Annotated in this window: 25 protein-coding genes and 1 other annotated feature (1 of these 26 running past the window's edge); of the genes, 23 read left to right on the forward strand and 2 right to left on the reverse strand. The window is 44.5% G+C overall.

Features of this window, described 5'->3' with window-relative positions; genetic code table 11:
• Nucleotides 1-49 (forward strand) — a binding site (T-box leader); it begins 162 nt to the left of the window's first position.
• 44 nt (nt 50-93) lie between these two features.
• The 18 genes from CHY_RS00520 (at nt 94) to CHY_RS00605 (ending at nt 18,124) form a co-directional block, all read left to right on the forward strand.
• Nucleotides 94-576 carry an Lrp/AsnC family transcriptional regulator gene (locus CHY_RS00520; protein ID WP_011343062.1) on the forward strand — a complete coding sequence of 161 codons (483 nt, stop codon included), beginning with the start codon at nt 94-96 and terminating at the stop codon, nt 574-576.
• On the forward strand, nt 573-1,751 hold the full coding sequence (locus CHY_RS00525; protein WP_011343063.1) for an aminotransferase class I/II-fold pyridoxal phosphate-dependent enzyme: 1,179 nt from the start codon (nt 573-575) through the stop codon (nt 1,749-1,751). Before CHY_RS00520 ends, CHY_RS00525 begins: the two co-directional genes overlap by 4 nt.
• A gap of 111 nt (nt 1,752-1,862) precedes the next feature.
• Complete coding sequence (locus tag CHY_RS00530; protein ID WP_011343064.1) at nt 1,863-2,294, forward strand: MarR family winged helix-turn-helix transcriptional regulator; 432 nt, start codon at nt 1,863-1,865, stop codon at nt 2,292-2,294.
• Nucleotides 2,291-2,950 (forward strand): ABC transporter ATP-binding protein, encoded by a 660-nt coding sequence (locus CHY_RS00535; RefSeq protein ID WP_011343065.1) that lies wholly within the window; start codon nt 2,291-2,293, stop codon nt 2,948-2,950. The genes CHY_RS00530 and CHY_RS00535 overlap by 4 nt, the downstream gene beginning before the upstream one ends.
• Nucleotides 2,947-3,693: an ABC transporter permease gene (locus tag CHY_RS00540; protein ID WP_011343066.1), complete on the forward strand. Its 747-nt coding sequence runs from the start codon at nt 2,947-2,949 to the stop codon at nt 3,691-3,693. The genes CHY_RS00535 and CHY_RS00540 overlap by 4 nt, the downstream gene beginning before the upstream one ends.
• Before the next feature lie 123 nt (nt 3,694-3,816).
• Nucleotides 3,817-5,286, forward strand: a complete 1,470-nt coding sequence (locus CHY_RS00545) for a sodium:solute symporter family transporter (protein ID WP_162485040.1) — start codon at nt 3,817-3,819, stop codon at nt 5,284-5,286.
• A gap of 56 nt (nt 5,287-5,342) precedes the next feature.
• The gene (locus CHY_RS00550) at nt 5,343-6,626 is read left to right on the forward strand and encodes a phenylacetate--CoA ligase family protein (RefSeq protein WP_041537795.1); all 1,284 of its coding nucleotides are present in this window, start codon (nt 5,343-5,345) and stop codon (nt 6,624-6,626) included.
• 3 nt (nt 6,627-6,629) lie between these two features.
• The gene (iorA, locus tag CHY_RS00555; RefSeq protein WP_011343069.1) at nt 6,630-8,375 is read left to right on the forward strand and encodes an indolepyruvate ferredoxin oxidoreductase subunit alpha; all 1,746 of its coding nucleotides are present in this window, start codon (nt 6,630-6,632) and stop codon (nt 8,373-8,375) included.
• On the forward strand, nt 8,368-8,931 hold the full coding sequence (locus CHY_RS00560; protein WP_011343070.1) for an indolepyruvate oxidoreductase subunit beta: 564 nt from the start codon (nt 8,368-8,370) through the stop codon (nt 8,929-8,931). Before iorA ends, CHY_RS00560 begins: the two co-directional genes overlap by 8 nt.
• A gap of 71 nt (nt 8,932-9,002) precedes the next feature.
• Complete coding sequence (locus tag CHY_RS00565; RefSeq protein WP_011343071.1) at nt 9,003-9,425, forward strand: DUF1934 domain-containing protein; 423 nt, start codon at nt 9,003-9,005, stop codon at nt 9,423-9,425.
• Between the two features lie 2 nt (nt 9,426-9,427).
• A complete protein-coding gene (gene argS, locus CHY_RS00570) occupies nt 9,428-11,101 on the forward strand; it encodes an arginine--tRNA ligase (RefSeq protein WP_011343072.1) in 1,674 nt (557 codons plus the stop codon).
• 76 nt (nt 11,102-11,177) lie between these two features.
• Nucleotides 11,178-12,785 (forward strand): CTP synthase, encoded by a 1,608-nt coding sequence (locus CHY_RS00575; protein ID WP_011343073.1) that lies wholly within the window; start codon nt 11,178-11,180, stop codon nt 12,783-12,785.
• 120 nt (nt 12,786-12,905) lie between these two features.
• Nucleotides 12,906-13,313 (forward strand): response regulator, encoded by a 408-nt coding sequence (locus tag CHY_RS00580; RefSeq protein ID WP_011343074.1) that lies wholly within the window; start codon nt 12,906-12,908, stop codon nt 13,311-13,313.
• Between the two features lie 41 nt (nt 13,314-13,354).
• The gene (locus CHY_RS12530; RefSeq protein WP_011343075.1) at nt 13,355-13,930 is read left to right on the forward strand and encodes a hypothetical protein; all 576 of its coding nucleotides are present in this window, start codon (nt 13,355-13,357) and stop codon (nt 13,928-13,930) included.
• A 17-nt stretch (nt 13,931-13,947) separates the two neighbouring features.
• A complete protein-coding gene (locus CHY_RS00590) occupies nt 13,948-14,802 on the forward strand; it encodes a class II fructose-1,6-bisphosphate aldolase (protein ID WP_011343076.1) in 855 nt (284 codons plus the stop codon).
• Nucleotides 14,803-14,813: 11 nt separating this feature from the next.
• Nucleotides 14,814-15,458: a fructose-6-phosphate aldolase gene (gene fsa, locus CHY_RS00595; RefSeq protein ID WP_011343077.1), complete on the forward strand. Its 645-nt coding sequence runs from the start codon at nt 14,814-14,816 to the stop codon at nt 15,456-15,458.
• Between the two features lie 150 nt (nt 15,459-15,608).
• Complete coding sequence (rho, locus tag CHY_RS00600; RefSeq protein ID WP_011343078.1) at nt 15,609-16,886, forward strand: transcription termination factor Rho; 1,278 nt, start codon at nt 15,609-15,611, stop codon at nt 16,884-16,886.
• Nucleotides 16,883-18,124, forward strand: a complete 1,242-nt coding sequence (locus tag CHY_RS00605) for a radical SAM protein (RefSeq protein ID WP_011343079.1) — start codon at nt 16,883-16,885, stop codon at nt 18,122-18,124. The genes rho and CHY_RS00605 overlap by 4 nt, the downstream gene beginning before the upstream one ends.
• Before the next feature lie 50 nt (nt 18,125-18,174).
• On the opposite strand, the gene CHY_RS00610 is transcribed toward CHY_RS00605, so the two are convergent.
• Together CHY_RS00610 and CHY_RS00615 are read right to left on the reverse strand one after the other, a co-directional pair.
• On the reverse strand, nt 18,175-18,495 hold the full coding sequence (locus tag CHY_RS00610; RefSeq protein WP_011343080.1) for an AzlD domain-containing protein: 321 nt from the start codon (nt 18,493-18,495) through the stop codon (nt 18,175-18,177).
• The gene (locus tag CHY_RS00615) at nt 18,492-19,211 is read right to left on the reverse strand and encodes an AzlC family ABC transporter permease (protein WP_011343081.1); all 720 of its coding nucleotides are present in this window, start codon (nt 19,209-19,211) and stop codon (nt 18,492-18,494) included. Before CHY_RS00615 ends, CHY_RS00610 begins: the two co-directional genes overlap by 4 nt.
• A 240-nt stretch (nt 19,212-19,451) precedes the next feature.
• On the opposite strand from CHY_RS00615, the gene CHY_RS13510 reads away from it, so the two are divergent.
• The 5 genes from CHY_RS13510 (at nt 19,452) to metK (ending at nt 24,050) form a co-directional block, all read left to right on the forward strand.
• Nucleotides 19,452-20,204, forward strand: coding sequence for a globin-coupled sensor protein (locus CHY_RS13510; RefSeq protein WP_011343082.1), 753 nt, complete (start codon nt 19,452-19,454; stop codon nt 20,202-20,204).
• Between the two features lies 1 nt (nt 20,205).
• On the forward strand, nt 20,206-21,411 hold the full coding sequence (locus tag CHY_RS00625) for an HD-GYP domain-containing protein (protein WP_011343083.1): 1,206 nt from the start codon (nt 20,206-20,208) through the stop codon (nt 21,409-21,411).
• 178 nt (nt 21,412-21,589) lie between these two features.
• On the forward strand, nt 21,590-21,928 hold the full coding sequence (locus CHY_RS00630; RefSeq protein WP_011343084.1) for a hypothetical protein: 339 nt from the start codon (nt 21,590-21,592) through the stop codon (nt 21,926-21,928).
• On the forward strand, nt 21,925-22,740 hold the full coding sequence (locus CHY_RS00635) for a CBS domain-containing protein (protein ID WP_011343085.1): 816 nt from the start codon (nt 21,925-21,927) through the stop codon (nt 22,738-22,740). Before CHY_RS00630 ends, CHY_RS00635 begins: the two co-directional genes overlap by 4 nt.
• Before the next feature lie 119 nt (nt 22,741-22,859).
• Nucleotides 22,860-24,050, forward strand: coding sequence for a methionine adenosyltransferase (gene metK / locus CHY_RS00640; RefSeq protein ID WP_011343086.1), 1,191 nt, complete (start codon nt 22,860-22,862; stop codon nt 24,048-24,050).
• The last annotated feature ends 18 nt before the right edge of the window (nt 24,051-24,068 follow it).

A 24,068-nucleotide genomic window follows, 5' to 3' on the forward strand; every position in this document is an offset into this window, starting at 1 on the left:
TTTCCTGCCAAGTTGGGTGGTACCGCGAGGATAGACCCTCGTCCCAATTGGGGACGGGGGTCTTAATATTTTAGGGACAAGGAGGAAGAAAGGATGGAGCGTGAAATTTTACAATTACTCCACGAAAATGCTAAACTTACTCCCAAGCAAATTGCCACGATGCTGGGGGTGACGGAAAAGGAAGTCAGGGCCAAAATTAAAGAGCTGGAAGAAAGAAAGGCCATTATTAAATACCATACCCTGATAAACTGGGAGAAAACCGAGTACGAGCCGGTAATGGCTTTAATTGAGGTGAAGGTAACTCCTCAGCGGGAAGTGGGATTTGACGGAATTGCCAGAAGGATATATCAGTTTGCTGAAGTTAAAGATGTTTACCTGATGTCCGGGGATTATGATTTGGCGGTGATGGTGGAAGGGAGTTCGATGAAAGAAGTGGCTTTATTTGTTGCTTTAAAGCTTTCTACCATTGAAGGAGTGCAAAGCTGTGCTACCCACTTTATCTTAAAAACCTACAAGCATGAAGGAGTTATTTTGGACGATGAAGAGGAAGATAGAAGGCTGGTGATAACGCCGTGAACCTTGAAGAAAAAATAAACCCGGTTTTACGGCAGATACCCCCTTCGGGGATCAGAAAATTTTTTGACCTGGTAGCCAATACCAAAGGCGTTATCTCCCTCGGGGTAGGGGAACCGGATTTTGTTACACCCTGGTATATCCGGGAAGAGGGGATTTATTCCCTGGAAAAGGGCTACACCATGTACACATCCAATCAGGGGCTTTTGGAACTTAGGGAAGAAATTAGCCGCTACCTCTTACGGCTTACGGGGGTAGCTTATGACCCGGTCCAGGAAGTTTTGGTGACCGTTGGGGTCAGCGAAGGGGTCGATTTAGCCCTGAGGGCTCTTGTCTCTCCCGGGGATGAGGTGCTTATTCCCGAGCCCTCCTATGTTTCTTACGGGCCAACGACGATGCTGGCGGGAGGGAAGCCGGTTTACATCCGGACGCGGCCGGAAAACGGCTTTAAATTAACGCCGGAGCTTTTAGAAGAAGCAATAACTCCGAAGTCGAAAATCTTGCTTCTCTGTTATCCCAATAACCCGACCGGAGCGGTGATGACCGCCGATGACCTGGCCAAACTCCTGCCGGTTATTGCCGAACACGACCTTCTCGTAATTTCCGATGAGATTTATGCGGAACTTACTTATGAAGGGAAGCACGTTTCCGTTGCTTCTTTTCCGGGAATGAAAGAGCGTACGGTGATTTTAAATGGCTTTTCCAAAGCTTTCGCCATGACCGGCTGGCGGCTTGGTTATGCGGCCGGTCCTAAAGAAATCATAGCGGCGATGACCAAAATACACCAGTACACCATGCTTTGCGCTCCGATTACGGCGCAAAAAGCAGCGATAGAAGCTTTGAAAAATCAAAACGATGCGGTAAAAAAGATGGTGGAAGAGTATAATTACCGGAGAAGAATTTTAGTGGAAGCTTTTAGCGAAATGGGGCTCTGGCTTTTTGAACCCAAAGGAGCCTTTTATGCTTTCCCGGATATTTCGGCAACCGGCTTATCCAGTGAAGAGTTTGCCGAAAGGCTTTTATTTGAAGAAAAGGTAGCGGTGGTACCCGGGTCGGCTTTTGGACCTTCTGGAGAGGGCTTTATCCGGATTTCCTATGCTACCGCCCGGAAAGATTTAATTGAAGCTTTAAAGAGAATAAAAAGATTTGTGCGGAAAAAATCTTTAAAAAAGCAGTAAAAACCCCTTTGACGGGTTTTTTCTTTTTTTACCCTAAAATTACCTTGCAAATTAGAGCTTTTGGCATTAAAATATTATTCGAGATACGTATTATACGAAAGGTGAATAATTATGGAGGAGCTTTTACATCGGCTGGCAGCGGTTTTTAAATTTAAAGAAGAATGGCAATTAGAAAAAACCGGCCTTAGCAGTCAGGAACTGTTTGTGCTGGAACATTTGCAGGAAGGGGAAAAATTTCGTTTTGGCCAGTTTGCCCGGAAATTTGGTTTAAAACCTTCTACTTTAACCGGAATTATCGACCGTTTGGAGCAAAAGGGTCTGGTGATGCGGAAAAGGGATGAGAAGGACCGGAAGGCCGTTTATTTGGTATTGACCGATAAGGGCCGAGAACTGGTAGCCGAACATTTCCAGGAAGACCGGGAATTTTATCAAGCGTTGCTAAAAAATTTAACATACCGGGAAAAACAGCAGTTTCTCGATTTGTTAACCAAAATCTTGCCCGCTGATTTAGGTGAACTGCTGCCGGGAGGTGAGGAAAAATGAGTATTATTGTCGTGGATAACGTAAAACTAAACGGTAGTGATGGGCAAGTGATCTTGGATGGTATTACTTTTACTGTGGAGGAAGGGGATTTTCTCGGGGTATTAGGACCTTCCGGGGCGGGGAAAAGTAGCCTTTTTAGGTTATTAAACCGCCTTTTATCGCCCACCTCCGGAGAGATTTACTACCGGGGAAAGAATATCAAAGAGTACGATCCGATCAAACTTCGCCGGGAAATTGGATATGTTTTGCAAAGACCTTATCTTTTTGGTCAAAAAGTTTTGGAGGATTTAACCTATCCCTTTCGCATAAGGCAGGAAAAGCCGGACATGGAATTAATTTACAAATATTTAGCTCAAGCCAATTTAAAAGAAGAAATCCTTGCCAAAAAACCCACCGAATTATCCGGAGGAGAAGCCCAAAGGATTTCCTTAATTAGAACGCTTTTAGTACAGCCCAGAGTTTTACTTTTAGACGAAGTTACGTCGGCTCTGGACCTTGATACCACCCGGGCAATTTTAGACCTCATTTTAAAGGAAAAAGAGGAAAAAAACCTTACAGTGTTAGCGATTACCCATAATCTTGAGGCGTTTAACTTTACAAAGGTGCTGTACCTTGATGCTGGAAAGGTAAAATATTTTGGGGAGGGAAAAATTTGAGCAACTGGTCGCTTCTTTTAAGCTTTAGTTTGGTTATTCTGGCAATGCTTGTTTCCAAAAAAGAGAAACTTTTGTTAGAAAAAGATCTTTTAGTGGGAAGTATCCGGGCAGTGGTGCAGTTGGTAGCGGTAGGATATATCTTAAAATTTATCTTTGCCCGGAATAATTTCTGGTTTACTACGGCCCTTTTACTGGTAATGGTTTTAAATGCGGCTTATATAGCCGGTAAAAGGGGTGAAGGGATTAAAAATAGCCATCTTATCTCCTTTGGGGCAATCGTGATGGGACTCATCATTACCCTGGGGGCTCTGATTGCTTTTCGGGCTATTTCCTATAAGCCCAGCCAGGCCATTCCGGTAAGCGGAATGATTGTGGGAAATGCGATGGTGGCGGTGGGACTGGTGTTTCGAAGCTTAAAACAAACTTTTCGCGACCGGCGGGAAGAGGTAGAGGTAAAATTAAGCCTGGGTGCTCCTCCCCGGGAAGCGGCTTTTTCCCTTATCCGCGAAAGTATTAAAACGGCAATGCTTCCCACCGTAGACCAGATGAAAACTCTGGGAATCGTTCAGCTGCCGGGAATGATGACCGGTTTAATCTTAGCCGGGGCGAATCCGCTTATGGCGATTAAATACCAGATTATGGTGGCGTTTATGCTGGCAGGGGCGGTAACGGTGGCGGCTTATGTGGCAAGCTATTTTGCTTACCGGGGATTTTTTAATGAAGATTTCCAGATCGTAAGTTAAAGCCCTAAAATTTCGACAAAAAATTATCAATTTTGACAGAAAAGTTTATAGAAAATAATTTTAAAATAGTTTAAAATAGTAAGAAATTTAACTAAATCTTTTAAGGACGGGAGGATGGACAGGATGGTTAAGTTCTGGTTTTTGGGAATTTTTGTGTTTATTATGCTTGTTTCAGGATTTTTTGGGTTCAAGAAAACGAAAACGGTGGATGATTTCATCTTAGGAGGCCGCAAGGTGGGTCCGTGGCTGTCGGCGTTTGCTTATGGCACGACCTACTTTTCTGCGGTTCTTTTTATTGGTTACGCCGGCAAAGTGGGCTTTAGCTTTGGGCTTCCGGCCCTCTGGATTGCTTTTGGTAATGCGGTAATAGGAAGTTTTCTTGCCTGGAAGATATTAGCAAAACCTACCCGGTACATGACCCAGCAGTTAAATGCCCGGACAATGCCGGAGTTTTTAGCAAAAAGGTATGATTTTCCCCTTTATAAGCCTCTGGCTGCTTTAATCATTTTCATTTTTCTCGTACCCTACTCGGCGTCGGTATATATGGGCCTTAGTTACCTGTTTGAAGCGGTGTTTGGCTTGTCCTATCTTTTTGCCCTTCTATTAATGGCCGGACTGACCGCAATCTATCTTTTACTGGGAGGTTATTTTGCCGTAGCTCTTACCGACTTTATCCAGGGAACAATTATGCTGTTAGGTGTTTTTCTCATGGTGGGGTACCTGGTAAATACGCCGGAAGTGGGGGGAATCAGCAGCATTGCTTTTAAGCTTTCCCAGATTAATCCGGACTTTACTTCCCTCTGGGGTGGGCAGGGCTTCAGCTCTCTCATGTTTTTAATGCTTTTAACCAGCTTCGGGAGCTGGGGTTTACCGCAAATGGTACAAAAATTTTACGCGATAAGGGATGAAAAGGCAATAACACCGGCTACCTGGGTATCGACCCTCTTTGCTTTAGTTATTGCCGGGGGAGCGTATTTTACCGGAGCTTTAACGCCTTTATTTTTTAAATCCCTGCCGGTAGATCCGGCAACAGGCAAACCTACCCCCGACCTTTTAGTTCCCCAGTTAATTGCCCAGCACCTGCCGGAATGGGTGGCGGCGTTGATCTTACTCCTGGTTTTATCGGCATCGATGTCTACTTTGTCTTCCCTGGTGCTGGTTTCAAGCTCGGCGGTAGCGGTAGACCTTTTGGGAGATACGGGCTTACTCAAAGATAAAAGTGGTCGCCAGATTTTAGTGTTACGTATCTTAACGATAGTGTTTATTGCGTTTTCAGTGGTTATTGCCCTTTTAAAACCGGCTATTATTTTATCGTTAATGGCCATATCCTGGGGAGCCGTGGCGGGAAGCTTTTTAGCTCCGTATTTCTGTGGCTTATTTTTCCGGCGGGTAAATGCGGTGGGCGCCCTGGCGGGAACCTTTACCGGCTTATTAACGGTGGTAACTTTAGCGGTAAAGCACGGCTTTGATGCCAAAGTTCTGCCGGTAGCCGGGGTTTACGGCATTTTCTTACCCTTTGTGGTTGTACCTCTGGTAAGTTTATTAGTGCCGCTAAAAGAAAGCAAGACGGTGAAACTTTTATTTGAAGAATAGCGGGATGGAAGGGGAGGAGAACTTTGGGGTTTATCTGGAACAGAGAAAGAGAATGCATGTCCAGGAAGGACCTGGAAGAACTCCAGCTTGCGCGATTGAAGGCCCAGGTGAAAAGAGCTTATGAAAAAGTCCCCTTTTATCGCGAGAAATTAGAAAAGGCCGGGATTTACCCCGAAAAAATAAAGACGTTAAAGGATGTGCGGTATCTACCGGTAACGACCAAGGATGATCTCAGGGATAATTATCCCTTTGGTTTGTTTGCCGAGCCCAAGAAAAATTTGGTGCGGCTTCACGCTTCCAGCGGCACCACCGGTCGGCCCACGGTGGTGGGCTATACCCGGGGGGATCTGGAAGTCTGGGCTGAGGTGGTGGCCCGGATTGTAACCATGGCCGGTGTTACCGACGAAGATACCGCCCAGATTGCCTTTGGCTACGGCCTTTTTACGGGAGCTTTTGGGCTTCACTATGGGTTAGAAAAAGTGGGGGCGCTGGTGGTGCCCATTTCGGTGGGGAATTCCCGCCGGCAGATTCAGCTAATGCGTGATTTCGGTACCACCGCTTTAATTTGCACTCCCTCTTATTCTTTGCATCTGGCGGAAACAGCCCGGGAACTGGGGATAGAGCCCAGGAGCTTGGGGCTCAAGTGGGGACTTTTTGGTTCGGAGCCCTGGACGGAAGAAATGCGGGCGGAAATTGAAAAGCAGTGGGGAATTGTGGCAACGGACAATTATGGCTTGTCGGAAATTATCGGACCCGGAGTTTCGGGGGAGTGTTTGGAGCGGGAAGGACTTCACATTAACGAAGATCATTTTTTAGTAGAAGTGGTGGACCCCGAAACCCTGGAGCCCAAAGAACCGGGAGAAGAAGGGGAGTTAATCATTACCCCTTTAACCAAAGAAGCTCTGCCCCTTTTGCGCTACCGTACCCGGGACATCAGTAAAATTAATCCCGAGCCCTGCCGCTGTGGCCGGACTACCACCCGGATGCAGCGGGTAAAAGGGAGAACCGATGATATGTTAATTATCCGGGGGGTCAATGTTTTTCCCTCGCAAATTGAAAGCGTCCTAATGGAAATTGAAGGCACAGCTCCCCATTATCAGCTCATAGTTTCCAAACGGGGATATCTGGACGAGTTAGAAGTTCAGGTGGAAATCGAAGAAAAGTTCTTTACCGGAAAGTTTAAAGACTTGGAACAACTAACCCGCACTATAGAAGAACGTCTTGCTTCAACTCTGCAGATTTCCGCCAAGGTAAAGCTTTTGGAACCAAGGTCCCTGGAGCGCTCCGAAGGTAAAGCCAAACGAGTAATAGATTTAAGAAATAGCGGAGAAAGGGGATAGAGAATGGCCAGGTTAATGACCGGAAACGAAGCGATTGCCCGGGGTGCTTTTGAAGCGGGGGTAAAAATTGGGGTGGGCTATCCCGGTACTCCCAGTACGGAGATTTTGGAGAATTTTGCCAGGTACCCGGGGGTCTATGCCCAGTGGTCGCCCAATGAGAAAGTAGCTTTAGAGGTGGGGATTGGAGCTTCCCTTGCCGGAGCTCGAACCCTGGTGACCATGAAACATGTTGGGGTGAACGTGGCAGCGGATTCGCTTTTAACCTTGAGCTATACCGGTGTAAATGCGGGGCTGGTGCTGGTATCCGCCGATGATCCCGGACTGCACAGTTCCCAGAACGAACAGGATAACCGTTATTACGGTAAACTGGCTAAAATACCGGTATTGGAACCCTCGGACAGTGAAGAGGCCCGCAAGTTTGTGAAACTTGCCTATGAATTAAGTGAAGAGTTTGATACACCGGTTATTTTAAGGACAACCACCAGGATTGCCCATACCCATACGTTAGTGATTGAGGAGGAACCCCGGGAGGTAAGCTTAAAGCCGTACGTTAAAAACCCGCAAAAGTACGTGATGGTTCCGGGAAATGCCCGGTTGCGCCATCAGGTGGTGGAGGAGCGACGGCAGAAGCTTTTGGAATATGCCGAAATTACTCCGTTAAACCGGATAGAAGAGGGAACGGGGGATGTGGGCTTTATTACGTCGGGAATAAGCTACCAGTATGTTAAAGAAGCTTTTCCCGGCTCTCCGGTTTTAAAGCTCGGACTTACCTGGCCGCTTCCGGAAAAACTTATTTTAAAATTTGCCGAAAAGGTTAAAACCATCATAGTGGTGGAAGAATTGGAGCCGTACATAGAAGAACACGTGCGTGCCCTGGGGTTAAAAGTCGTGGGCAAGGAAATTATCCCCCGTACCGGTGAGTTAAACCACTATATTGTGCAAAAGGCGGTTTTAAAATACCTGGGAGAGGATATAGCCGATTTCCTTGAGAATTTGGATTTACCCCAGAGGCCGCCGGTAATGTGTCCGGGCTGTCCGCACCGGCCGGTGTTTTATATTTTAAGTGAACTTAAACTTACGGTAACCGGTGATATCGGCTGCTACACCTTAGGGGTAATGCCACCTTTAGGGGCAATTGATACTACCGTTTGCATGGGAGCGGGCATCGGAATGGCTTTAGGAATGGAAAAAGCCAATCCGGATTTTTCCGGGAAAACGGTAGCGGTTATTGGCGATTCAACTTTTTTACATTCGGGGATTACACCTTTAATCGATATGGTATATAATGGAGGCAAAGGGACTATATTAATACTGGATAACCGCACCACGGCAATGACCGGCCACCAGCCCCACCCGGCAACGGGTAAAACCTTAATGGGAGAACCGGCACCTCAAGTGGATTTTGAGGCGTTGGCCAGGGCGTTAGGGGTAAAGCGGGTTACGACCGTTGATCCCTTTGATCTGCAGCAACTGAGAGCGGTTATAACCGAGGAAGTAGCGGCCGGAGAGGTATCGGTAGTGGTGGTGCGGCGGGAATGTGCGCTGTTGCCCAATCAAACCCGGGAGCCCCTAACGGTAATTTCGGAAAAATGTACCGGTTGCCAGCGCTGCTTGAAGTTAGGCTGCCCGGCAATAGCCATTAAAGATAAGAAAGCTTCTATTGACCCGCTTTTATGTAACGGTTGCGGGGTATGTGCCCAGGTTTGTAAATTTTCGGCCATAATAAAGGGTGGTGATTCCCTTGGATAAAAATATTTTACTGGCCGGAGTTGGCGGGCAGGGGACTATTCTGGCAAGTAAAATTATTGCCGGGGTAGCGGAAAAGGCTGGACTTGATGTTAAAGTAGCCGAAGTCCACGGGATGGCCCAGCGGGGAGGAGCGGTGGTCACGTATCTTCGCTTTGGCAAGAAGGTAAATTCCCCGTTAATTGCTCATAGAGAAGCGGACTTTCTTTTGGCGTTTGAAAAGTTAGAGGCACTAAGATGGCTTTCTTACTTAAAGCCGGAAGGCCTGGCGTTGGTCAACGACATGGAAATTTATCCTCTGCCGGTACTGACCGGTAAAGCTTCTTATCCGGATTTTCGGGAAAGGGCTCAAGGAGTAAATTTTAACTTGATTCCTGCCCGGGAAATTGCGAAGTCACGTAACAATCCCCGGGGAATTAACATGGTTCTTTTAGGATTTTTAGCAAAGAGGCTTACTTTTCCTAAAGAAGCCTGGCTTCAGGAAATCCAAAAGCGCTCTGGAAAGTTTTCGGAAGCTAATATTGCCTGTTTTCAAGCAGGATTTACTTATGGAGCATAGGAAAGAGGGTTTTTCTACCTTCTTTCCTTATTTATTTTTAAAACTATTTTATTCCAAGGAGGAATGCCAAAGTGAAAAAGGAAGTTTTAATTACCATTAGGGGAAGCCAGAGAAATGAGTGGGGGGAAGAAGACACCATTGAGCTTACGACCTTGGGGTATCTTTACAAAAAACCCGACTGCTACTATTTGGTGTACCATGAGTCGGAGGTTTCCGGGATGGAAGGCACTACCACCACCATTAAAATAGAACCATCCCGGGTTACCTTAAACCGAATGGGGAAAAATGAACAGAAGTCGGTGTTTGAGCAGGGTGTTTTCCACGAGTGCATGTATATTACTCCCTTTGGCATGATGAGTTTGGCGGTCCATCCTTCGGAAGTATTTATAGACTTGACAGAAATGGGTGGGACGATTAAGCTTTTATATGAATTAAATTTAGAGCGGCAAAAGGTTTCCGACAACTTTTTGTCCATCGAGGTCAAGGAGGCTTGAAAGTGGAGTATCTTTTACAGAGAATTACGGGGGAGATTGCCGGCAGCTTAAGAAGAGCAGCAGTAAAGGCGGGATATTTGGATGCCGAGGACGAGTTAGCCTTTGAACTGGAAAAACCCAAGGAAAAAGCCCACGGTGATTTAGCCACTAACTTAGCAATGCTTCTTACCAAAAAGGCGCGGAAAAATCCGCGGGAAATCGCAGCGACCTTGCTAGAATACTTAGAGATTCCTGCGGTAGTGGAACGGGTGGAGATTGCCGGTCCGGGATTTATAAACTTTTACTTTAAAAAAGATTGGGTCGTTGCCGTAATTCCGGAAATTTTAAGCTTTGGGGAGAAATACGGACGCTTGGCTATAGGAGCGGGGAAGAGAGTTCAGGTAGAGTTTGTTTCGGCTAATCCCACAGGCCTTCTTCATATGGGTAACGGCCGGGGAGCTGCTCTGGGGGATATCCTTGCCAATATTTTAACGGAAGCGGGTTATGAAGTATCGAGGGAGTATTACATTAACGATGCGGGCAATCAAATTGAAAACTTTAACAAATCGGTGGAGGCCCGGTATTTAGAGCTATTAGGGTATAAGGTGGAATTTCCCGAAGAAGGATACCACGGAGAAGATATTATTGATACAGCGCGCAATATCGTTGCCCGGTTTGGGGACCGTTTTATTCATCTTCCCGAAAAAGAAAGGCAGGAAGCTTTGGGGAAGATTGCTCTGGAAGAAAAGTTACAGTCCATAAAGAAATCTTTGGAAAATTTCGGGGTAAAGTATGATGTCTGGTTTTCCGAAAGATCGCTCCATGAATCCGGCGAAGTAGAAAAAACTGTAAAACTTTTACTGGAGCGGGGTTATTTGTACGAAAAGGATGGAGCTCTCTGGTTTGCTGCTTCGAAATTAGGCGAAGAAAAAGATGAAGTGCTGGTCAGAAAAAATGGTGTGCCGACGTATTATGCGGCGGATATTGCTTACCACAAAAATAAGTTTGACCGGGGCTTTGATCTGGTAATTAACATCTGGGGGGCTGACCATCACGGCCATGTAAGCCGGATGAAAACTGCCCTTAAAGCGTTAGGCTATGATCCGGAACGGCTTATTGTTATCTTAATGCAGTTAGTCCGACTCTTCCAGGGCGGGGAACTGGTGCGGATGTCCAAAAGAACCGGGCAATACATTACGTTAGATGAGCTGGTGGAAGAAGTGGGGGTTGATGCTGCGCGCTACTTCTTTGTCATGCGCAGCCACGATGCCCACCTGGATTTTGACCTGGATTTGGCCAAAGAGAAATCCAACGAAAACCCGGTTTACTATATTCAATATGCCCATGCCCGGATAATGAGTCTTTACCGGCAGTGTAACGAGCAGGGAGTTACTTTACCTCCGGTGGAGGATGTGGATTTAGCAATTCTAAGTAGTGAGGCGGAATTAAACCTTTTACGCCATCTGGCCGAGTTTCCGGTGGAAATAGAAAAATGTGCTACTGCCTTAGCTCCTCATCACCTGGCAAGATACCTCCATGAATTAGCGGGGTATTTCCACACCTTTTACAATAGCTGCCGGGTTTTAGGGGTAGAGGAAAACTTAAGTAAAGCCCGGTTGCTGTTAGTTGAAGCAACCCGGATCGTGCTTAGAAAAGGATTAAAAATGCTGGGCGTTTCAGCTCCGGAGAAAATGTAACTTTTAGCTTGACTTTGGCTCTTTTGGCCGTATAGAATGGAAAAAGTGATTATTTGGTAGTATTGGGAGGATTAAGATGACGAAGTTTATTTTTGTGACCGGAGGAGTAGTTTCGTCACTGGGCAAAGGAATCACCGCAGCATCTTTAGGACGGCTTTTAAAAAGTCGCGGACTTAAAGTAGCAATTCAAAAATTTGACCCGTACATTAACGTTGACCCTGGTACCATGAGTCCGTATCAGCATGGAGAAGTGTTTGTTACCGACGATGGAGCGGAAACCGACCTTGACCTTGGCCATTACGAACGGTTTATCGATATTAATTTAACCAAGAACTCCAACGTCACTACCGGTAAAGTTTACTGGGCGGTAATTAGCAAGGAACGGCGCGGGGATTATCTCGGTGGTACCGTTCAGGTTATCCCGCACATTACCAATGAAATTAAAGAAAGGATATTGAGGGTAGCTAAAGAAAGCAATCCCGATGTGGTGATAACCGAAATTGGCGGTACGGTTGGGGATATTGAATCCCTGCCTTTTTTAGAGGCAATAAGACAGCTAAAAAACGATGTGGGAAAAGACAATGTCCTGTACATTCACGTTACTCTGGTTCCTACTTTAAGGGTAACCGGCGAACTTAAGACCAAACCAACCCAGCACAGCGTCAAGGAATTGCGGAGCATCGGTATTCAACCGGATATAATTGTAGCCCGCTCGGAGCAGCCTTTATCCAGGGAAATCACCGAAAAAATTGCTCTCTTCTGTGATATTGATAAAAATGCCGTAATTCAGGCGGTGGATGCATCTAACATTTACGAGGTTCCTTTAAAGCTAAAAGAAGAAGGTTTGGATGATATTGTTATTAAAAAGTTAGGGCTTACCTGCGGAGAGCCGGATTTGTCGGAATGGGAACAAATCGTCGAGCGGTATAAAAACCCCAAATTTGAAGTAACTATTGGTATAGTTGGGAAGTACGTATCCCTTCCCGATGCTTATTTAAGTGTGGCCGAAGCTTTACGCCACGCCGGGATTTATCATGAAACCCGGGTTAACATCCGCTGGATTGATTCGGAAATGCTGGAAAAAGAGCCGGTGGAAAAATATTTAAGTAACCTTGATGGAATATTGGTTCCCGGAGGCTTTGGCGACCGGGGAGTTGAAGGGAAAATCAAGGCCATTCAGTATGCCCGGGAAAACAAAGTGCCTTATTTGGGCCTGTGTCTTGGCATGCAGACTGCCGTAATTGAGTTTGCCCGAAATGTGGCAGGCCTTAAGGATGCCAATAGCTCTGAATTCAAACCGGATGGTCCCCATTCGGTAATTGACCTTTTGCCGGAACAAAAAGAAGTGGAACAGTTAGGAGGCACCATGCGTTTGGGATTATATCCGTGTAAGCTTGTTCCGGGGACAAAAGCTCATGCTGCTTACGGAGAAGAAATTATTTACGAACGCCACCGGCACCGGTATGAGTTTAACAATGAGTACCGGGAATTATTAACCGGTTTAGGTCTGGTAATAAGTGGTACTTCTCCCGACGGCCGGCTGGTGGAAATAATAGAACTTTCGGACCATCCGTGGTTTGTGGCGACCCAGTTTCACCCCGAATTTAAATCAAGACCCAATAGACCCCATCCGCTTTTCCGGGAGTTTATCGGGGCGAGTTTAAAAACCAATAAATTGTTTTAGGAGATAACCGGCTAACAGTTAGCCGGTAATTTTTTTAAAAAAAGTTAAGACAAAATTCGACATACAATGAAGGAAAATAAAAGTTTATGGCGAAATTACAACCTTCAGGAGGCGGAAAAATTGACAAAACCCTCTATTTTAATCGTAGATGATCAGCCGGGTATCATAAAACTTTTAAAAGATGCGTTAGAGTTAAGAGGTTATGTGGTTTATACGGCAGGGAACACCGGTACTGCTAAAGCTTTGGTTTTGGAGAAAAAACCCCTGCTTTTAATTTTAGATGTAAATCTTGGTGGAGAGAATAGCTTTGTCCTGGCAAGACAGATAAAAGATATCCTGCCGGAAGGGAAAATTATCTTTATTACGGCTTACCAGGAAGAGGAGATTTTAAGGCAAATTCGGGAATTAGGAGGAGAAGTCTTAGTTAAACCTTTTTCTTTAGAAGAGTTATACCGAAAGGTGCAGGCGGTAGTTAGTAGTGATGGACGATGGGAGATATTGTCTAATTGTGACACAAGGAATTTTTAAATTTAAGGCGAACTCTTCCCTTAAACGGGAGGGGTTTTTCTATGGTTGTTTTTCCGGAAAAAGAAGTTACTTTGCGCTGTCCTGCTTGCCAAAAAAATCGGCAGTTAAAAATATCGGTATTTAGCCTGAAAAAAAGGGAAAAAGAAGATTACTTTTGTGCCTGCGGTTTAAAGCTCTTAACGATCAGGCTTTTAAACCTGGAGGAAACGGTTATAAGGTTGTACTTTTATGATGATAGTGAGATAAAAAGCTTTCGCTTAAAAGAGTTTGTAGCTTTAGATTTTTCTTCGGTAACCCCGAAAAATAATGGGCTTAGTTTAAAACCCAGGAGTAGTTACGACCCTCTCAAGGATGAAAACTTTTTAAAAGAGTATTTTGTAGCTCCTGCGGTTATGTATGAATTGTTAAGTCACTTAGAAGGCCTTGACTATCAGGGTAAAATTCAGTGTGAATGTAATAATTTTAAAGGAGAGTTAGAACTTTTTCCCGAGTATTTAATTTTAAGATGCCAGAATTGTCAAAGGGCGAAAATTTTTTGGGCAACTCAGGAAGAAGATGTGCTAAAATTAGGACAGAAGGCTATACTATTAACAACGGTTCCAAAAAAAGAAAAATAATTAAAGGGGGAGATATCTTGGCTTTAGTTACGGTTGCGGAACTTTTAACCAAAGCTTACCGGGAAGGGTATGCGGTTGGTGCTTTTAACTGCAACAATATGGAAATTGTGCAAGCGATCGTAGCTGCTGCGGAAGCGGAAAACAGCCCTGTTATTATTCAGGCCAGTCAGGGAGCTATAAAATATGCGGGTATTGATTATATTGCCGCTTTAAGCCATCAGGCGGCCAAAAATGCCAAAGTACCGGTGGCCCTTCATTTAGACCATGGAACCAGTTTAGAACAGGTTATGGCCTGCATCCGGCACGGGTTTACTTCGGTGATGATTGACGGCTCCAAGTATCCTTTTGCGGAAAACGTGGCCATTACCAAGAAAGTAGTGGAGCTGGCCCATGCGGTAGGAGTTTCGGTAGAGGCGGAGCTTGGTAAAATTGGCGGGACCGAGGACGATATTTCGGTGGACGAGCGGGACGCTTTCTTTACCGACCCGGAGGAAGCCCGGGAGTTTGTTGCGCAGACTGGAGTGGATTCTTTGGCGGTAGCTATTGGTACCGCCCATGGCCGCTATAAGGGAGTGCCAAAACTTGATTTTGAAAGATTGGCAAAAATCCGGGAACTTGTACATATTCCTTTGGTGCTTCACGGTTCGTCCGGTGTCCCCGATGAGGATATCAAAAAAGCCATTTCCCTGGGTGTGGCCAAAGTAAATATCGATACCAACATCCGGGAGGCGTTTGTGGGAAAGATGCGGGAAGTTTTAGAGAAAAATCCCGATGAGATTGACCCGCGGAAAATCTTAGGTCCGGCAAGAGAAGCAGCTATTGAAATTATCCGGGAGAAAATCAGGGTATTTGGTTCTTCCAATAAAGCCTAAGAGGTGTTGTTATGGAAATTTTCTTAGACACCGCCAATATTGAGGAGATAAAAAAGGGAGCAAGTCTGGGAATTATCTCCGGAGTTACTACCAACCCTTCCTTAATTGCCAGGGAAGGCAGGGACTTAAAAGAAGTAGTAATGGAAATCGTAAGCCTTATTGATGGACCGATTTCCGCCGAGGTTATTAGCCTTGATTATGAAGGGATGGTCAGGGAGGCGGAGGAGTTATCAAAACTTCATCCCAATATTACCATAAAAATTCCCATGACCTGGGATGGTATCCGGGCGGTAAAAACCCTTTCCTCAATGGGGATAAAAACTAATGTAACTTTGGTTTTTTCGGCAAACCAGGCCCTGCTTGCGGCCTTAGCCGGAGCTACTTTTGTCAGCCCCTTTGTGGGAAGGCTTGATGATACCGGGCATGACGGCGTTTATTTAATTGAAGAGATTAAAACTATTTATGAAAATTATAACTTTAAGACCAAAATCATAGCGGCAAGTATCCGGCATCCGTTGCACGTGACCCAGGTGGCTAAAGCCGGGGCGGATATTGCAACGGTACCCTTTAAAGTTTTAACCCAAATGTTTGCCCACCCTCAAACCAAGGAAGGTATTGAAAAATTTTTAGCCGACTGGCAAGCTATGAAAAGATAACAAAACGGGCGGAATATTTTCCGCCCGCTCTTCCCTCGTTTTTTCTCGCCTTTTTTGTTTCCCGGAAGAGTTTATTTGAAATTATTTATTAACAGTAACAAAAAATATAAGGGTTAGTATTGTCTACCTATAAAAGGAGGAAGGGTTCTTTTGCTTACCAAGGAACAGCTGGAACAAAAGACCATAAAGGAGCTTTATGCCCTTGCCCGGGAACTGGAATTGCCCGGTTATTACCGTTTGAAGAAGCAGGAGTTAGTGTTTGAATTAGCAAAAGTTTTTGCCCAAAAAGCCAAAGAGCAGGAACAAAAGGAAAGTTTATTGACGGCTTCCGGGGTACTGGAAGTTTTACCCGATGGCTACGGGTTTTTGCGCCCCTTCAAGTTTTTGCCCAGCCAGGACGATATTTACGTTTCACCATCGCAAATAAGAAAATTTGACTTAAGAACCGGCGACCAGGTGTTTGGGGTAATAAGACCTCCCAAGGAAAACGAACGGTATTTTGCCCTGCTGCGGGTGGAGAAGGTAAACGGTAAGGAGCCCGAAACTTCCCCCGAAAGGCTCCACTTTGATGCGTTAACTCCCCTGTATCCCCAGGATCGGCTGTATTTGGAGACAGCGCCCGATGAGGTATCGGCCCGGCTGATTGATTTGATTGCGCCGATAGGCAAAGGACAGAGGGGGTTAATCGTTGCTCCACCCAAAGCCGGAAAAACAGTTTTGTTAAAGCAGATTGCCAACAGTTTAATTAAAAATTATCCCGATCTTTACCTTATTGTCCTTCTAATTGATGAACGGCCGGAAGAGGTTACCGATATTGAACGGTCGGTCAAAGGGGAAGTGGTAAGTTCAACTTTTGATGAGCATCCGGAAAACCACGTTAAGGTAGCGGAAATGGTTCTGGAGCGGGCCAAGAGGCTTGTGGAACATAAATACGATGTGGTTATCTTATTGGACAGTATCACGCGGTTAGCCCGGGCCTATAACCTGGTTATTCCGCCCAGCGGCCGGACGCTATCCGGAGGGGTGGACCCGGCGGCCCTTTATAAACCCAAGTGGTTTTTTGGGGCTGCCCGGAATATTGAAGAAGGGGGAAGCCTGACCATACTGGCGACGGCCCTGGTGGAAACGGGTAGCCGGATGGATGATGTTATTTTTGAAGAGTTTAAAGGTACCGGTAATATGGAACTAATTTTAGATAGAAAATTAGCAGAAAGGCGAATTTTCCCGGCGGTGGACGTTCAGCGCTCCGGCACCAGAAAAGAAGAGCTTTTGTTTACTCCGGAAGAGTTGGAGTTTGCCTGGAAGCTTCGAAATGAACTTTCAAACCTTACTTCCCAGGATGCAGCGGAATACTTAATTAATCTTATTAAAAAGACCAAGAGCAATGAAGAACTAATCGAACGCTATTTAAGGAAGAGTAGGTCATGAGAATAGTAGTTGCCCGGGAAAATGGCGAGTTTTTTGATTATCCCCTGCAGCCTGCCGGGCGCACGGGGAATTTCTTTACCCCCATTGAAAAGTCGGAATTAATTAAGCTTCCCCGGGGGGCAACGTTAGTTTTAATACCGGGAAGTAAAGCCCTGGGATTTGACAAAAAGGGGGAACTCCGAAAAACCGAATACTTAGCGGTGGCTGCTCTCCTGCCCCAGGGGTATACCCGGCTATTTCTTCCGGCCTATATTAAAGAAAACGCTGAACGGTTGCCCCTTTTTGGTTATACCGCGGTGGTGGCGTATCGTGGAGAGCTTTATGCGGCAGCGGCAAAAACCGATGACGAATTCCGCTGGGCACCGGAAAATTATGATTTACCTGAGTTAAACGCTAAAATAAAAGAGGCAAAAGCCCTTTTTCCCGAAAACCGGTTAGTACGTCATCTGGAAAACTGTGCTGTAAATTACCGCTGCTTTACCGCCCAGAACCTTTTTTACCGCCGCTGGGAAGGCGGGATTCCGGTATCGCCCGCCTGTAATGCCCGCTGCCTGGGGTGTATTAGCCTGCAGCCAGCCGATTGCTGCCCCTCTCCTCAGGAGCGAATTAAATTTGTACCTTCAATAGATGAAGTAGCTTCCCTGATGACCTATCACCTCACGGGAGCCGGAAGGGAAGGCATTGTAAGTTTTGGGCAGGGATGTGAAGGGGAACCGTCGTTGCAGGCTGGCCTGATAGCCAGAGCAATTATGGAGACAAGGCGAGAAGTTAAAAGCGGAACCATTAATATCAATACTAACGGCGGGAATTTTCCGGGTTTAAAGGAAATTATCGATGCCGGCGTTGATAGCCTGCGGGTAAGTATCATTAGTGCCCGGGAAGAAATTTATGAAAGCTATTACCAGCCGGTAAACTATAACCTGGAGCAGGTGAAAAGAACCATCAAATATGCTAAAGAAAAAGACAAGTTTGTAGCGTTGAACTACCTGGTGTTTCCGGGACTTTCTGATACTGAAGAAGAGTATGATGCTCTGAAATATCTACTCCGGGAGTGCCGACCGGATATGGTACAGTTTAGAAATTTAAACATCGACCCGGATTATTTGGGAACTGGTATAGTTTTTCCTTCTAAACCTTTTGGACTGCAAAACCTGATTTTGCGGCTTAAAGCTGATTTTCCCGGGCTTATCCTGGGGAATTACTCCCGTCCCGTAAATAGGGAAGAAAACACTACCTAAAAAAGTTTTGCCCCATTGCCAAAAATTTTACGGAATGGGGCTTTTTAATTTTACAACAAATGTCTTAATATTACCAGCGAGGTGATACCAAGGACAATACTTAAAATTGCATTTTTACCTATCAATAAGGAAGCAACGGTAATTAAGCTGGCACCGATATAAGGATTGGTGAAACTTACATCCAATTTTCCCTGAGGGGCAAAGATACCCGGAAAAATTAAAGTTGCCAGAATGGCTACCGGGATATATTTTAAAGCCCGCTGGATAATCGTGGGGAGGTTTTTATTGGTAAAAAGTACGAGAAAACTTACTCTTGTTAAATAGGTTACCACTGCCATTAGTAAAATCAAAAGTATGTTCTCTATTTTCATGGGGCGGTACTCCTTTTTTCTGTTAATAATTCCAGGATAGTTCCCAATACCGTGGCAGTTCCTGTTGCTAAAATAATGTACCATTTGCCGGGGATTAAAAGGTATCCGGCTATTGCCAAGATTCCGGCAATTAAGAAAACTATTAAAATTTGCCACGACTTAATTTGTCCGATAACAATACTTAAAAAAGTAGCGGGCATAGCAAAATCCAGGCCCCAGGACAAAGGGTCTTTAATTAAAGTTCCCAGTAAGGCGCCGGCAAGAGAACTAATTAGCCAGGAAAAATAAATACCCGCTTCGGAACCTAACATAAAATAGGGGTTACCTTTATAACTACCTTCCTGTTGGTAGTGACCGATGGTAGTTCCGTAAACTTCGTCGGTTAAACCGAAGGCAAGCAGGTAAAGCCATTTGGCATTCAATTTATTTAAAAAGGGCGCTAAAGACAGGCCCATGAGCAGATGTCTTAAATTAATCAGTAAAGTTGAAAGGACGATAAAACCAATTCCAACCCCCTCTTTAATCATACCAACGGCCATAAATTGAGCGGAACCGGCAAAAACCAAAAGAGACATCAGGAGGGTTTCCCCCAGGGATAGTTTTGCTTGCGTAGCCATTATCCCGTAGGCTAAACCAAAGGGTATGAGACCTAACATAAAAGGGGTGGTTTTTTTAAGACCGAGCAAGAAGGCTTTTAAGTCCACCGGGGATTTCATTACTCCTTTCTAATTCAACTTAAAAAAATTTTGCCATAATTTTCGTAAATTGACAAGGAGAAAGTAACAAATTGTCGAAATAGTAAGGAATAGCTTGACAGTAAAATAAACAATTCAGTAAAGTAATTAGCAAGATAATTTATTAGTATTAATAATAAATTGCAGTAGGAAGGTAAAGATTTCGGTACGGGATGCAAGTAACCTTTTACTTCTGAAATTTGGCAAATAGGGGGATGACCTATGGAAGACAGCGTTCTTTTGAGCCGTTACCAGGAAACCTTAAGTTTTTTGAATTTAACGGCGGAAGACCTGCAATTAATGGCCGAATTTAAAGAGTTATTTATCCAAAAAGCTCAGGAGTTTGTCAATAAATTTTATCAACATTTAACTAAATTTCCATATTTACAGGAATTAATTAAAAAACACAGTACCGTTGAGAAGTTATCCAAAACCCAGGCGGAGTATTTTATTTCATTAACCTCGGAGAAGATTGATGCTGATTATATTAAAAACCGCCTGGCAGTCGGGAAAAAACATATGGAAATTGCCCTTTACCCCAACTGGTATATAGGGGCATACCGTTTATATTACGAAGTTGTCGGGGAATTGGTAGCCCGGAAATATTCTCCCGGCACGGAGTTGTATTTTAAGGCGGTAAATGCTTTTTACAAACGAATTAATTTTGATATCCAACTGGCGATCGAAAATTATATTGCCGAGCAATTAAAATACTTGGCAGCGATTCAAGAGCAGGTAGCGGATGCTGCCGGCTTTATTTCCTCGATTGCCACAAAAACAAATATTTTAGCCTTGAATGCGTCAATTGAAGCGGGAAGAGCGGGGGAACACGGCCGGGCTTTCGGCGTAGTGGCCCAGGAAGTGCGCAAACTGGCTCAGGAGTCTTCCAAAGTTGCTAAAGAAATAACGGAAATGATTAAACATAATATGGAGGAAATAGAAAAAATTCGCCGGCAGAATAGCGGGATGATGTAAGATGGTTACTTTCAATCGTTTTAATTTTATAAAAAATATGTCCAAAGCGTTAGATTTAAGTATGGAGGGGTTGCAGGACCATCATCGGCGGGTGGCTTACATTGCTTACCGTTTGGGAGAAAGGTACAATTTAACGCCAACACAAAAGCGGGATTTGGTGTATTTGGGCTTAATTCATGATATAGGAATTTTAAGATGGGATGCCAATGATGAAAGAATCCGGCAAATAGCGGAAAATGAGTTTGAACATTGCCGGCGGGGGGCACTTATTTTAAAAAATTCTTATTTCGACCATTATGCCAGGTATATTTTCAGTCACCACGACCATTATGTCGGAAAAAACCCGTCGGGTCTTACGGGAGAAGAAATACCCTTACTTTGCAGGGTGTTGTTTTTGGCCGATAGAATAGCGGTGAATTTTAATCCTGAAAGCTGTATCCTGGAAAAGGTGAAATATTGGCGGGAATACTTTACTAAGCGAAAAATTTTTGATCCCCGTCTTTTAGAGGTGTTTTTTGAACTAGCGGAAGCGGAAGAATTTTGGCTAACCCTGGGCGATAGCGATATTTTAAATCAACGCTTGGAGGAAATTGGTTATGCAGAAGAACTAATAAATTTACCGGATATGATTGGTTTAGCGGAATTATTTGCTAAGCTTGTAGACCATAAGTCCCGGTTTACTTTTTTCCATTCGCAGTTAGTAGGGGAAATTGCGGAATATTTAGGAAAAGTTTTAAATTTTGGCCAAGAGGATGTTAGCTTTCTTAAAATAGCCGGACTTTTACATGATATAGGTAAAATGTCCGTTCCCGAAAGTATTTTGGAAAAACCCGGGGACCTTACCGAAGAAGAGTTTTTGTGTATGAAGAAACATAGTTTTTACACTTACTATCTTTTAAACGGGGTGTTTCCGGAAAAAATAGTAAAAGTGGCCGCCTATCATCACGAAAAACTTGATGGCTCGGGATATCCCTTTAAGAAAAAAGGCGAGGAATTGGGCTTTGAGGAGCGTTTGCTGGCGGTTATCGATATTTTTGTTGCTCTTTTGGAAGAGCGGCCGTACCGCAAAGGGCTTGACTACCGGGAGATTAAAGGTATTATGGAAGAGATGGGACAAAAAAATAAAATTGATAGGGAATTAGTGCGGGTTGTCCTGGATAATTACCCGGAGTTACAGGCGATAAAGAAAAAACTTAGTGAAGCCTGAAAAAAGTTTTTTTGGCAGCAATCTCCTTTTTTCCGGGGAAAGCTAAACACAAAAGACTTGACGAAAGGGGTTATCCGTTTAAAATTAAAGGGGAAGGTCTGACATAATTGCCAAAGAGTGGGGCGGTAAACGAAAATTAAAAGAAAGGGGGAAGCGGTTTTAAAAACCGCTTTGGGAAATGAACGCCAGCCGTACTGCTGAATTAAATATAAGGTTGACCGAATTTGAAGTACCGCCTGTTCAGGATTTTCTGGTCATAGGAAAACGGGCTCCAATTGGTATTGAAGCTTTTGGCAAAATGGTTGAATTTATTTCCCCCAACCAGTATAAGGCTATTCGGCTGAATCACGAAAAATTTGAAGGGATAATTATTAGAAAAAATTTCCTCAATGTAATGGAGGAAGAGTTATTGATATCGGCAATCTTAGTAGAAGTGGATGCCATTTCCGATGAAAGTTCCATTTTCAAGGGAAGTTTAAACATAATGCTTAATATCAAAAAGGAGATTGAAATATGATTAAACAAGTACGGGAAGTAATGACCAGAAATCCGGTAACCATTGAGCCGTACAGGAGCTTATGGGATGCCAAGGAACTTATGCGTTCGCAAAGGATTGGCGGGCTACCGGTGGTAGAAAATGAAAAGCTAATAGGCATAATCACTTCAAAGGATTTAATATTTTATCCGGAAAATCGGCTGGTTATTGACGCCATGACCGAAGAGCCGGTGGTCATTGAAGAAAAAGCATATTTATTTGACGCATATCAAAAAATGCTGGAAAATAACATCGAAAGGCTTCCGGTAATAGATGAGTCCGGTGCGCTTACGGGTATTATAACGAGGAAGGTAATTGAACGGTATATTGGGTCTTATATAGATTCGATGACCGGGTTACCCAAAAAAGAGTATGCTATCTATAAATGTCTTAAATTATTGGAGCGGGGAAATTCTTGTACGGTGGCTTTTATCGATTTAAATAATTTTGGGGAATTAAATAAGCGTTACGGGCATGTAGTAGGTGACCAAATTTTATTAAAAGTTTCTGGAATATTAAAACAGTTAGGGGAAGATGTTACCGCTGCCCGCTACGGTGGAGATGAATTTATTTTAATCCTGCCCTATGACGAAGTAAAAACAATTAACCTTGTGGATAAACTGTTATTTCTTCTGGAAAATGATAAATGGCCCTATGATTTAAAGGTCCAGTGTGCGGTGGGAGTAAAGGAGATTAGACTTAAAGAAAAAGTCGATATTATCGAAGAAGTTTTTGCCAGTATCAACGAAGCAAGCTTAAAATGTATAGATAGGAAAAAGGAGATTAAAACATGATATTTGTTGACATGATTAACATCCTTTGCTAAAGTAAGATAAAGAAATTTTAAAAAAGCACCTCTTCCAGAACAGGGGAGGTTTTCTTTTTGAGAAAATAAGAATCAGGAGGAGATTTTATGACAAGACGCCTTTTTACCTCAGAGTCGGTTACCGAAGGACACCCCGATAAAATTGCCGACCAGATTTCCGATGCGGTGTTAGATGCTATCCTTGCCCAGGACCCTCAGGCCCGGGTGGCGTGTGAAACGGCAGTGACCACCGGCTTGGTCTTGGTTATTGGCGAGATTACTACCAGCTGTTATGTGGATATTCCCAAAGTTGTGCGGGAGACAATCCGGGAGATTGGTTATACCCGGGCAAAATACGGATTTGACGGTGATACCTGTGCCGTTATCACTTCCATAGATGAGCAGTCTCCGGATATTGCTTTAGGGGTTAACCGGGCCTTAGAAGCCAAGACCGGAGAAATGACTGACGATGAAATTGAAGCCATTGGTGCCGGCGATCAGGGTATGATGTTTGGTTATGCAACCAACGAAACCCCGGAACTTATGCCGATGCCCATTTCCTTAGCTCACCGGCTTGCCCGGAGACTGGCGGAAGTCAGGAAATCCAGGCTTTTACCGTATCTTCGTCCCGATGGGAAAACCCAGGTAACGGTAGAGTATGATGGTGATAAGCCTGTACGGGTTGATACCATTGTCGTTTCAACCCAGCATCATCCCGATGTATCCCAGGAGGAAATTCGTAAGGATATTATCGAACATGTGGTAAAACCGGTTATTCCGGAGCATCTTTTAGATGAAAACACCCGGTATTTTGTGAATCCCACCGGCCGTTTTGTAATTGGTGGACCTCAAGGCGATGCCGGACTTACCGGGCGGAAAATCATTGTGGATACTTACGGTGGTATGGCCCGCCACGGTGGTGGAGCCTTTTCCGGTAAAGACCCCACCAAAGTGGACCGTTCTGCCGCTTATGCTGCCCGGTATGTGGCGAAAAACATTGTGGCCGCAGGTATCGCCGATAAGATAGAAATCCAGCTGGCTTACGCCATTGGGGTGGCCAAGCCCGTCTCTATCATGGTGGATACCTTTGGCACCGGCAAAATTGCCGATGAAAAGATTGTAGAGCTCATTAAAAAGCACTTTGATTTACGTCCGGCAGGAATAATCCGGATGTTGGATTTACGGCGGCCGATTTACAAGCAAACTGCTGCCTACGGCCATTTTGGTCGTACCGATATCGATCTCCCCTGGGAAAGAATTGATAAAGCAGAAATTTTAAGAATGGAAGCTGGACTTTAAACAGAACCCTGGGCCAGA

Source organism: Carboxydothermus hydrogenoformans Z-2901, assembly GCF_000012865.1.
Lineage (GTDB): Bacteria > Bacillota > Z-2901 > Carboxydothermales > Carboxydothermaceae > Carboxydothermus > Carboxydothermus hydrogenoformans.

Excerpts from the sequence above, each read along its gene's own strand:
- CHY_RS00520 (WP_011343062.1), top strand. The coding sequence starts at position 94 with ATGGAGCGTGAAATTTTACAATTACTCCACGAAAATGCTAAACTTACT.
- CHY_RS00530 (WP_011343064.1), top strand. The coding sequence starts at position 1,863 with ATGGAGGAGCTTTTACATCGGCTGGCAGCGGTTTTTAAATTTAAAGAA.
- CHY_RS00535 (WP_011343065.1), top strand. The coding sequence starts at position 2,291 with ATGAGTATTATTGTCGTGGATAACGTAAAACTAAACGGTAGTGATGGG.
- CHY_RS00545 (WP_162485040.1), top strand. The coding sequence starts at position 3,817 with ATGGTTAAGTTCTGGTTTTTGGGAATTTTTGTGTTTATTATGCTTGTT.
- CHY_RS00550 (WP_041537795.1), top strand. The coding sequence starts at position 5,343 with ATGTCCAGGAAGGACCTGGAAGAACTCCAGCTTGCGCGATTGAAGGCC.
- iorA (WP_011343069.1), top strand. The coding sequence starts at position 6,630 with ATGGCCAGGTTAATGACCGGAAACGAAGCGATTGCCCGGGGTGCTTTT.
- CHY_RS00575 (WP_011343073.1), top strand. The coding sequence starts at position 11,178 with ATGACGAAGTTTATTTTTGTGACCGGAGGAGTAGTTTCGTCACTGGGC.
- CHY_RS12530 (WP_011343075.1), top strand. The coding sequence starts at position 13,355 with ATGGTTGTTTTTCCGGAAAAAGAAGTTACTTTGCGCTGTCCTGCTTGC.
- fsa (WP_011343077.1), top strand. The coding sequence starts at position 14,814 with ATGGAAATTTTCTTAGACACCGCCAATATTGAGGAGATAAAAAAGGGA.
- CHY_RS00605 (WP_011343079.1), top strand. The coding sequence starts at position 16,883 with ATGAGAATAGTAGTTGCCCGGGAAAATGGCGAGTTTTTTGATTATCCC.
- CHY_RS00610 (WP_011343080.1), bottom strand. The coding sequence starts at position 18,495 with ATGAAAATAGAGAACATACTTTTGATTTTACTAATGGCAGTGGTAACC.
- CHY_RS00615 (WP_011343081.1), bottom strand. The coding sequence starts at position 19,211 with ATGAAATCCCCGGTGGACTTAAAAGCCTTCTTGCTCGGTCTTAAAAAA.
- CHY_RS13510 (WP_011343082.1), top strand. The coding sequence starts at position 19,452 with ATGGAAGACAGCGTTCTTTTGAGCCGTTACCAGGAAACCTTAAGTTTT.
- CHY_RS00625 (WP_011343083.1), top strand. The coding sequence starts at position 20,206 with ATGGTTACTTTCAATCGTTTTAATTTTATAAAAAATATGTCCAAAGCG.
- CHY_RS00630 (WP_011343084.1), top strand. The coding sequence starts at position 21,590 with ATGAACGCCAGCCGTACTGCTGAATTAAATATAAGGTTGACCGAATTT.
- CHY_RS00635 (WP_011343085.1), top strand. The coding sequence starts at position 21,925 with ATGATTAAACAAGTACGGGAAGTAATGACCAGAAATCCGGTAACCATT.
- metK (WP_011343086.1), top strand. The coding sequence starts at position 22,860 with ATGACAAGACGCCTTTTTACCTCAGAGTCGGTTACCGAAGGACACCCC.